The sequence below is a fragment of the Virgibacillus sp. W0181 genome, assembly GCF_051846915.1.
Taxonomy (GTDB): Bacteria; Bacillota; Bacilli; order Bacillales; family Amphibacillaceae; genus JBPYCR01.
The window spans coordinates 1-9,057 of the sequence record NZ_JBPYCR010000060.1; the positions used below are offsets into that span (position 1 = coordinate 1).

The 9,057-nt window shown below is 37.5% G+C and carries 7 protein-coding genes; 5 read left to right on the forward strand and 2 right to left on the reverse strand.

Annotated elements, in window-relative coordinates:
* Positions 1–95 precede the first annotated feature (95 nt).
* Complete coding sequence (locus tag ACLIBG_RS15260; RefSeq protein WP_439311396.1) at positions 96–1,055, forward strand: IS30 family transposase; 960 nt, start codon at positions 96–98, stop codon at positions 1,053–1,055.
* Here the strand turns inward: ACLIBG_RS15260 and ACLIBG_RS15265 are convergent.
* On the reverse strand, positions 992–1,342 hold the full coding sequence (locus ACLIBG_RS15265) for a helix-turn-helix domain-containing protein (protein ID WP_439313619.1): 351 nt from the start codon (positions 1,340–1,342) through the stop codon (positions 992–994). The two genes, ACLIBG_RS15260 and ACLIBG_RS15265, sit on opposite strands and share 64 nt — an antisense overlap.
* A gap of 506 nt (positions 1,343–1,848) precedes the next feature.
* Between ACLIBG_RS15265 and zapA the strand changes: the two genes are divergently transcribed.
* From zapA to ACLIBG_RS15285, 4 genes are all read left to right on the forward strand, one after another.
* Positions 1,849–2,109, forward strand: a complete 261-nt coding sequence (gene zapA, locus ACLIBG_RS15270) for a cell division protein ZapA (protein WP_439313620.1) — start codon at positions 1,849–1,851, stop codon at positions 2,107–2,109.
* A gap of 7 nt (positions 2,110–2,116) precedes the next feature.
* Positions 2,117–2,671, forward strand: coding sequence for a CvpA family protein (locus ACLIBG_RS15275; RefSeq protein WP_439313621.1), 555 nt, complete (start codon positions 2,117–2,119; stop codon positions 2,669–2,671).
* A gap of 166 nt (positions 2,672–2,837) precedes the next feature.
* Entirely contained in the window at positions 2,838–4,559 is a 1,722-nt protein-coding gene (polX, locus tag ACLIBG_RS15280; protein ID WP_439313622.1) for a DNA polymerase/3'-5' exonuclease PolX, read from the forward strand.
* A 25-nt stretch (positions 4,560–4,584) separates the two neighbouring features.
* Positions 4,585–6,927, forward strand: coding sequence for an endonuclease MutS2 (locus ACLIBG_RS15285; RefSeq protein WP_439313623.1), 2,343 nt, complete (start codon positions 4,585–4,587; stop codon positions 6,925–6,927).
* Positions 6,928–7,528: 601 nt separating this feature from the next.
* Here ACLIBG_RS15285 and ACLIBG_RS15290 read toward each other — a convergent pair.
* Complete coding sequence (locus ACLIBG_RS15290) at positions 7,529–8,866, reverse strand: ISLre2 family transposase (RefSeq protein WP_439313624.1); 1,338 nt, start codon at positions 8,864–8,866, stop codon at positions 7,529–7,531.
* Positions 8,867–9,057: the final 191 nt, after the last annotated feature.

Here is a 9,057-nt window from a genome sequence, read left to right on the forward strand (position 1 = left end):
CGTCGATTGTAAAATTAAGCTAGACAACTAAAAAAGTCATTCGTGGTACACTCGATATGTGTTTCCAACCACAGAAAACATAGGAGTGATCACAAATGACCTACACCCATCTTACCACGGATGAACTTGTGATGATAGAATCTTATTATCATCAGCGTATCCCTGTTATGAAAATCTCAGAGCTTTTAAAACGTTCACGTCAAACGATTTACAACGTTACTAACTTTTTCCACAAAGGGCATACTGCCCTTGATTACTATAAGCAATACAAAGAAAATAAAAAACGTTGTGGAAGACATACAATCATTTTGCCTGAGAAACAACAGGCATACATCAAAGAGAAAGTTGCCAAAGGCTGGACACCTGATGTCATTATTGGTCGTGCTGAAAAGCCTGTGAACTGTTCTATGCGTACCCTTTATCGTCAATTCAAAAATGGAATATTTGATAAAACGACGCTTCCAATGAAAGGAAAAAGGAAACCAAATGGTCATCAAGAGCGTCGAGGAAAACAAGCTTTTAAGCGAAATATTGCTGAAAGAAAAATAGATTATCCCGCCTTCAAGAGAGAGTTCGGACACATAGAAGGAGACACCATTGTTGGAGTTCATCACAAAAGTGCTGTCATCACATTAGTTGAACGTCTTTCAAAAGTTATCTTTACCTTGAAACCAAAAGGACGTAAGGCAAGTGATATTGAAACTACCTTGAATCAATGGTTTCAGTCCATTCCTAGAAACATGTTTAAATCAATCACATTTGATTGCGGGAAAGAGTTTTCCAATTGGAAGTCACTTTGTAATCAACACGACGTCGCTATTTATTTTGCAGATCCAGGAACGCCTTCTCAGCGTGCCTTGAATGAAAATTCCAACGGCTTACTGCGAAAGGACGGTCTGCCAAAGGAAATGGACTTTAATCAAGTCAATCAGGCTTTCATTACATCAGTCGCAGACAAGAGAAATCAAATACCAAGAAAATCTTTAAATTATCAAACACCATTGGAAACATTATCAAGGTACGTAAACGAATCAGATTTGTCTAGCTTATATTGACAAATGAAATTTTTAAAAAACCGAACCATCGCATCGTTTAAATTTTCGATGCTTGCTTGCAGTGAAATGCTATCAACGTCTTTGAGCCACTCGAATTCACACTTTAAATGTTTTAATTCGTTTTTAAAAAGGTTCACGTTCAATGATTTTAGAGAGGTTAGGCTTTTAATTTCACCTAAAAAACGGTTGAACACAAAACGTGAACAACCAAATGATTGTTCAAAGAACTGCTTTTGCACTTTATTCGGATGAATGCGAAATTTGTATGCTTTATGCTGAACAGTCACCGGTTGTTCACTCCTCTTTTAATATTTTGTTAGTTATATTATACCAAAAACATGTTCGTGTTTTCTACTTTTCGATTTTTATTTGGTAACTTTTATTACAAAAACGGACCATTCATCCCCCACCTAAAATGCTTACACATTTTTGAGGAAGGGGTCTTCTGTTCCAAAACGATAAAAAATACATAGCTGCAAATAGTGAGAGCTAAAATGATAAAACTGTTATTAAATATGTGGTACTATAGTGGAAGTATACTTGATCTTGATGAGTTTTTCTCTTTTTATAAGGTCAGAAAGTATATAATTTTGTTCATAACTGTCTAGCTTAAACGCCTAGCCCCTCGAGGTCTTAAGCAATAACTCTTCGTGGCAAAGTCCGCCACTACGATTTCTTGCTTAAGCTTGTCGGGGCTTACCAGGGCGCTTGCGCTTTTCTTTATAACAGTTTCCTAAAAGCTTGTTTTCATGTTAATATAAAGTGTACTATTTTTTAATGGGAGGAAAATGGTGTGACTGATCAGGAAAAGACCCGAATAACAGTTGAAATACATAAAAAAATGTATACGATCATTGGGACAGAGTCACCGAACCATGTCCAATCGATTGCCCGTCTTGTTGATGAAAAAATGTACGAAATTCAAAAATCGAATGCGTATCTGGACACTACTCGTCTAGCTGTTCTTACTGCTGTTAATACAATGAATGACTATATAAAATTAAAAGAAGACTATGAAACTTTATTAAATTTAATAGAGGAAGAAAGAGGATAAATGGCACATGGTTAATCTCATATTGCTTATATTATTATTATTTGGCTTTTTAATCGGTTTGAAAAGGGGTTTTGTTTTACAGGTCTTTCATTTATTAGGATTTATTGGTTCCTTTATTGTAGCTATTTTATATTACAAAAAACTTGCAAGTCAACTGGCGTTATGGATTCCTTATCCCGATATATCCGGTGATGGGTCCTGGGCGATGTTTTTGGAATCGGTACCTATGGAGACGGCTTTCTATAATGCAATTGCCTTTATCATTATCTTTTTTGCAACTAAAATTATATTGCAAATTATCGCTTCCATGCTTGATTTTGTTTCTTATATTCCTATTTTAAGTTCATTGAATAAAATAGGCGGTGCGGTGCTAGGCTTTTTAGAAATCTATTTATATTTATTTATTTTATTATATATTCTTGCACTAACACCTGTCATGGGTATTCAAACACGCATCCAGGACTCTTCAATCGCATTATTTATTATAGAACATACTCCATTTTTATCTGAAAAAATGAAATCGTTATGGTTTACTGATTTGATCAGTTTACTGCCATTCTAATATTAAAATATTTCTCCCGGACTGATTCGAGGTTGGATATACATTTGTATGTAATGTGCAATGCAGTATATTATCCGGATCAGTCCTTTTAATGAGCGTAAAAAGCTATTCGAAATCTGCATAACAGACCGAATTAGAAAAATGATGAGACAAAGCAGGTGAGTTTATGTTTAAGAAGAACAAAAAAGATGTCATCAAACTACTTGAAACAATAGCCATCTATCTTGAATTAAAGGGAGAGAATCCGTTTAAAATATCCGCATACCGTAAAGCTGCACAAGCGTTGGAACGGGATGAACGATCCCTTGCCGATATCGATGATTTCACTAAAATAAAAGGTGTCGGAAAAGGGACAAATACGGTAATTATGGATTACTTGCAAAATAATGAATCCGAAACGTTGAATGAGTTGGAACAAGAAATACCAGCCGGATTGATAGCCTTATTGCAACTCCCCGGTCTTGGCGGGAAAAAGATTGCAAAATTATATCAAGATTTAGGGGTTGTTGATGCGACCAGCCTAAAGGAAGCATGCGAAAGTGGACAAGTTGAAAAGCTAGCCGGTTTTGGTGTAAAAACGAGCAAAAATATCCTGCAGGCGTTGTCTCAAGTTAATGAGCGTCCCGAACGTCTTCCGGTTGCTATTATGCTACCGGCTGTCGAAAAAATCGAGATGTATTTAGATAGTTTATCTCCTATTAAAAAATATTCATTGGCAGGCAGTTTACGGCGAATGAAAGAACAGGTAAGAGACATTGATTTTATAATTGCAACAGAACAACCAGAAGAAGTACGGCAAGCATTACTGGAAATAAAAAATATAAAAACAATTATTTCAAGCGGGCTTACGAAAGTATCGATTGTTTTGGAAGAAGCATACGATGTCAATGTTGATTTCCGTCTTGTCACCCCATATGAATATGCTACTACATTACATCATTTTACTGGATCTAAGGAACATAATGTAGGGATGCGCCAGCTGGCAAAGGCTCGCGGAGAAAAAATTAATGAGTATGGGATTGAAATAGAAGAATCAAATGAAATTATAACATTCGACTCCGAACAGGAATTTTTCAACCATTTTGGTTTACAGTATATCCCGCCAGAACTACGTGAAAATCGCGGAGAATTGGATGCATTTACATCGGCTGTCAATTTGGTGGAACGTAATGATATTCGCGGAGATCTTCATATGCATACAACATGGAGTGATGGGGCACAATCGGTGGAAGAAATGGTGAATTACGCTAGGGAAATCGGATATGAATATATTGCTATCACCGATCACTCTAAGTTTTTGCGCGTAGCAAACGGTTTAAATGAAACAAGACTTAGAAAGCAACGGGAAGAAATTGAACGGCTAAATGCAAAATATGATGACATCCATGTGTTTGCCGGTGTTGAAATGGATATTCTACCAGATGGAACATTGGATTTTTCCACTGAATTTTTACGTGAGTTGGATTTCGTAATTGGAGCAATCCATTCCGGCTTTAATCAATCGGAAGAAAAAATAATGTATCGTCTTTATACTGCGCTGGAAAATCCATTTGTCCAACTGATTGCCCATCCGACAGGTCGACTGATCGGTAGACGCGACGGATACGCCGTAAATGTAGAACAACTTATAGAACGTGCAGTTGAAACGAATACTGCTCTTGAAATTAATGCCAACCCAAATCGCTTAGATCTTTCTGCTGAATGGGCAACAGCGGCACAACAAATGGGAGCAACAATTGCGATTAATACAGATGCCCATAATTACAACATGTTTTCCCATATGGACTACGGTGTGCGTACAGCTAAGCGAGGATGGGTTAAAAAAGAGACAGTATTAAATACATGGGAAAAAGATCACTTGATTAACTACTTTAACCGCCATAAATAAGCTTTAGTAAAGGAGATCAATCGAAATGAACGAACGTATTCTCCGTGTCCTGGAATTCAATAAGATCACCAAACAATTAGCGCAAGCAGCAGCTACTGCTGTCGGAAAAGATCGTGCGCTCCGTTTAGCTCCGCAAAAAAACCTGCAAATAGTTCAAACACTGCAAGCAGAAACAGATGAGGCGGTACAACTGCTACGTCTAAACTTGGACGTTCCTTTCGGGGGTATCGTCGATATTAGATCAAGTATCAAGCGGAGTACTATCGGCGGAACTCTGACTCCACAAGAATGTCTTGATATTGCAAATACGATTTATGGTGGCAGACAGACAAAAGGCTTTATTGAAAAATTGGAAGTAACTATTCCGATATTAAAAGATCTCACCAAGAATATCTCTTCTTTAAATGACTTGGAACAACAAATAAAAAAATGTATTGATGATCAAGGAAAAGTGCTGGATCAAGCATCTTCAAAATTGCAAAGCATTCGGTCTTCTATTCGTACAAACGAAGCACGCATACGTGAAAAATTGAACAACACTATAAAAACAAAAAGCAAACAGTTATCAGATGCCATTATTACAATTCGTAATGATCGATTTGTGTTACCCGTAAAACATGAACTCAGAGGTTCAATAGGTGGCATTGTTCATGATCAATCATCTTCCGGACAAACATTGTTTATGGAGCCAAAGGCAGTGGTCGAATTAAACAATGAATTGCAAGCGGCATTTGTTAAAGAACAGCAGGAAATAGATCTTATACTACGTACGTTAACAAGGTATATAGCTGAAGAAAATGCTCCATTATACGAAAATGTGATGGCACTTGGACAAATCGATTTTATTTTTGCTCGGGCAAAATTGGCCCATCAAATGAAAGCTGCGATGCCTAAAATAAATAATGAAGGGTTTATTAAAATGAAACAGGCACGTCATCCATTAATTCCCGCAGATGAAGTAGTTGCTAATGACGTTGAGATTGGGAGTTCATATCAGGCTATTGTTATTACCGGCCCAAATACCGGCGGGAAAACAGTAACGTTAAAAATGGTTGGTTTATGTACGTTGATGGCGCAATCCGGCTTACAAATACCCGCACTTGATGGCTGTGAACTTTCTGTGTTTGATCATGTATTTGCGGATATTGGAGATGAACAATCAATTGAGCAAAATCTGAGTACATTTTCATCTCATATGACCAACATCGTTTCTATCATGGATCAAATAAATGAGAAAACACTTGTTTTATTTGATGAACTCGGAGCAGGTACAGATCCACAAGAAGGTGCCGCACTTGCTATGTCTCTACTGGACGAGGCGATTGCAAAAGGAGCTTGCATTATTGCAACTACCCATTATCCCGAGCTTAAGGCTTATGGCTATAATCGAGAAAAAGTAATTAATGCATCGGTGGAGTTTGATGTAGAAACATTACAGCCGACATATCGATTACTAATTGGCGTACCTGGTCGCAGCAATGCCTTTGAGATTTCTACTAGGCTCGGTCTTAATCAATCGATCATTGAAAGAGCCAAAAGTTATATTGGCGTCGACTCCAAAAACGTAGAAAATATGATTGCTTCTTTGGAAAGATCAAAACGACAGGCAGAAGCAGACTATGATGAAGCACACCAGCTGTTATTGAAAAGCGAAGAATTAAAGGCAGATCTTGAATCAAACTGGGAGCAATTTGATCAAGAACGAGAAGCTCTTTACAAAGAAGCAGAGAACAAAGCGGAAAAAGCATTGAAAAAAGCAAGGGAAGAAGCGGAAGCGATTGTACAGGATATTCGGGATAAACAATCAAATATTACGATGAAAGAGCACGAATGGATTGAGGCGAAAAAAAAGCTTGAAGATGCAAAACCACAGTTAGCCAGTGAAAAAGGCGATCTAAAAACCTTGCCCCCTAAGCCACAGACTGATTTACAAGTCGGTGATAGTGTAAAAGTTACGACGGTTAACCAGCTAGGCACTGTACTTGAAAAAATTAGTTCAGATGAATATTATGTTCAAATTGGTATGATAAAGTTAAAAGTAAATCGAGAAAATTTACAACGAGTGAAAACAAGTTCTATAAATGAGCGTTCCCCTGTAACAATGGTACAAAACAGCGGTCATTCAACACGATCGGAATTGGATTTAAGAGGGCAACGATATGAAGAAGCGATCAATCAGTTGGAAAAATATTTGGATGATGTACTTCTTGCGGGGTTGACAAATGTAACCATTATCCACGGAAAAGGAACTGGTGCACTTCGTAAAGGGGTTCTAAAATTTGTTGAAAACCATCCCCATATTACGGATTACCGGACGGGATCAATGAATGAAGGCGGTAGTGGCGTAACGGTTGTTGAAATTAAATGAGGTGAAAATTATGTTGGACCGGTTAGCGAAAATACTTATTGGTGTAGCTGTACTATTTGTAGTCATTGGCGTTTTTTATTGGATGTTTATCATTCCAAGCTAAGCACAAATGTGTATATACACAAATAGAATCGAGTTCGTTTGTAACCTATAAACAATATCCTTCAGTACATTTATTATATGTGCTGAAGGATTTTATTTTTCAAGTAAAGAAAGCATAAATTTTGGTGCATAGCCGTCTAGCCTAAGTGTCCAATCCATTGAGGTCTTAAGCAGCCGAGGCTTATCATGGTAATTACGCCTTTCTTGGAAGATAAGGGAGAATAAAATATTTTTACTGCATAAATGAAACTTAAGCTTTCACTATAAAAGCTTGGATTGAGTCAAGTATTTGTGGGTGATTATTTGAAAGGTTAAAAAATCCACCCTTTTTTTGTATAGATTACTTTCATTCTTATTCACGCTGCCACCGTTGGCACACACTTCTGGGAAACTACTCAACTACATTGGAAACACAGAACACTTCCTGCGGAATTTTTGCCTTTTGCTTTTCCCATCGGTTATTGAAAACTATAAAGGTCTTCATGCTATATAAATAACTTTAGAAACCTTTCAATCCCTTTAAGGCTGCGAAAACAGGCTTTCTGGTCGTTTGCTGGAGATAGGCTACATTATTCCTTGTGGCTTCTCCTACTCGCTTTGAAAGCTTCTCTACAAAGTGCTTTGGTGGTTTCTCTTGCTCTAGATCTTTCGTTGGCTCTAGTTTCCCTTGCAAAGTTATGATTTCTTTTCCATCTTTTAATGCGACCATGACATCAATGAATTTCATGATTCCGTCTTCACACCAACTTCGCCCATTTTTTAAGCGCTTGGCAAACACACTCATTGTTCCTTCGCCACTTCCCATAGGACGGAAATGTGTTGTATCGATTCCTTTATCTTCTAGCTTTTCACGGTAGTCTTCAAGTGCTTCTGGATACTGTGACAATTGGGCAATCAATGCTTCTAATTGTTCCTCTTTTTTCTCGTTTCCAATGGTTCCAACTGCACTATTTAATTCTGTCATAAATCCATCTGCATCATAAGCTGCAAGTTTCTTTCGGATGGAACGGTATCTTGGATGATCTCGGAAGATTCGTTGCACATCTCTTGCGACATGAAAACGATCAATAACGAAGATCGCATTGTGCCGGAAGTATTCACGACAGGATGTAATCCACTGTGCACCATCACCGTTAATCACCAAGTGGTGCCGAGTTGGATCGTATTCATAAGTTTCTACCAAAAATTCTTCAAATTCTTCCCAAAAAGGTAACTTTCTTCTATGAATAAAATGTTGCTTTTCTACCAACTTCGCTCGTTTTCCATTCATTTCCCATCCTTGATGGATCGCTGATATTTTTAATTCTCTACCTTTTCTTCCTTTTTCCTGGCTCTTTGTATATAATCCATCCACTTCTACAAAAATAACATCCTTTTCTAACGGTTGTTTTTCTTTGGGAATCACTTCCGTGTTCAGGACCTGTTGTCGGATTCCTTCGTGGCTAATCACGGGATAACCCAAAAGGGTTTCTAATGCATTTGCCGCCTGACGATAGGAAACACCCGTTACAGCTAATTCAATTGCTAGATCTTGTACAACAGGACTCATCATCTGACCACCATCAAAAGCAAGGTGTTGATCTAAAAGGGAAACATAATTTCCAGTTTCGCGATCAAAGTAATAATTCCTTCGAAGATCGACGTGACCAAACATAGAATCAAATGTCATCCTTCTTTTATCTCTTAATTCAAACCTTTTTTTATCCCTGTTTTCAGCAATCGTCTTATCCATGTGCATCAACACTTCTGCCATCACTTCGGAAAATGTTTCTTGAAGTGCACGGTATGTTATCTGTTCTAATTCTTTCATTGTGATTTGAGATATGATATCTTTCATTTAGAGGTCCTCTTTTCTTTGGATAGTTGTTGTGTTGTAACTTTAACTATACAAAAGAGAGGCCTCTTTTTCATGGTTATTGCCCATAATCCAAATAATACCCCTACACAAACCTCTAACATGTGACATTCTATCTAACATATATTAGAGTAATTAGTTCATGTGTTCCCCCATAAACATTTTACTCATAC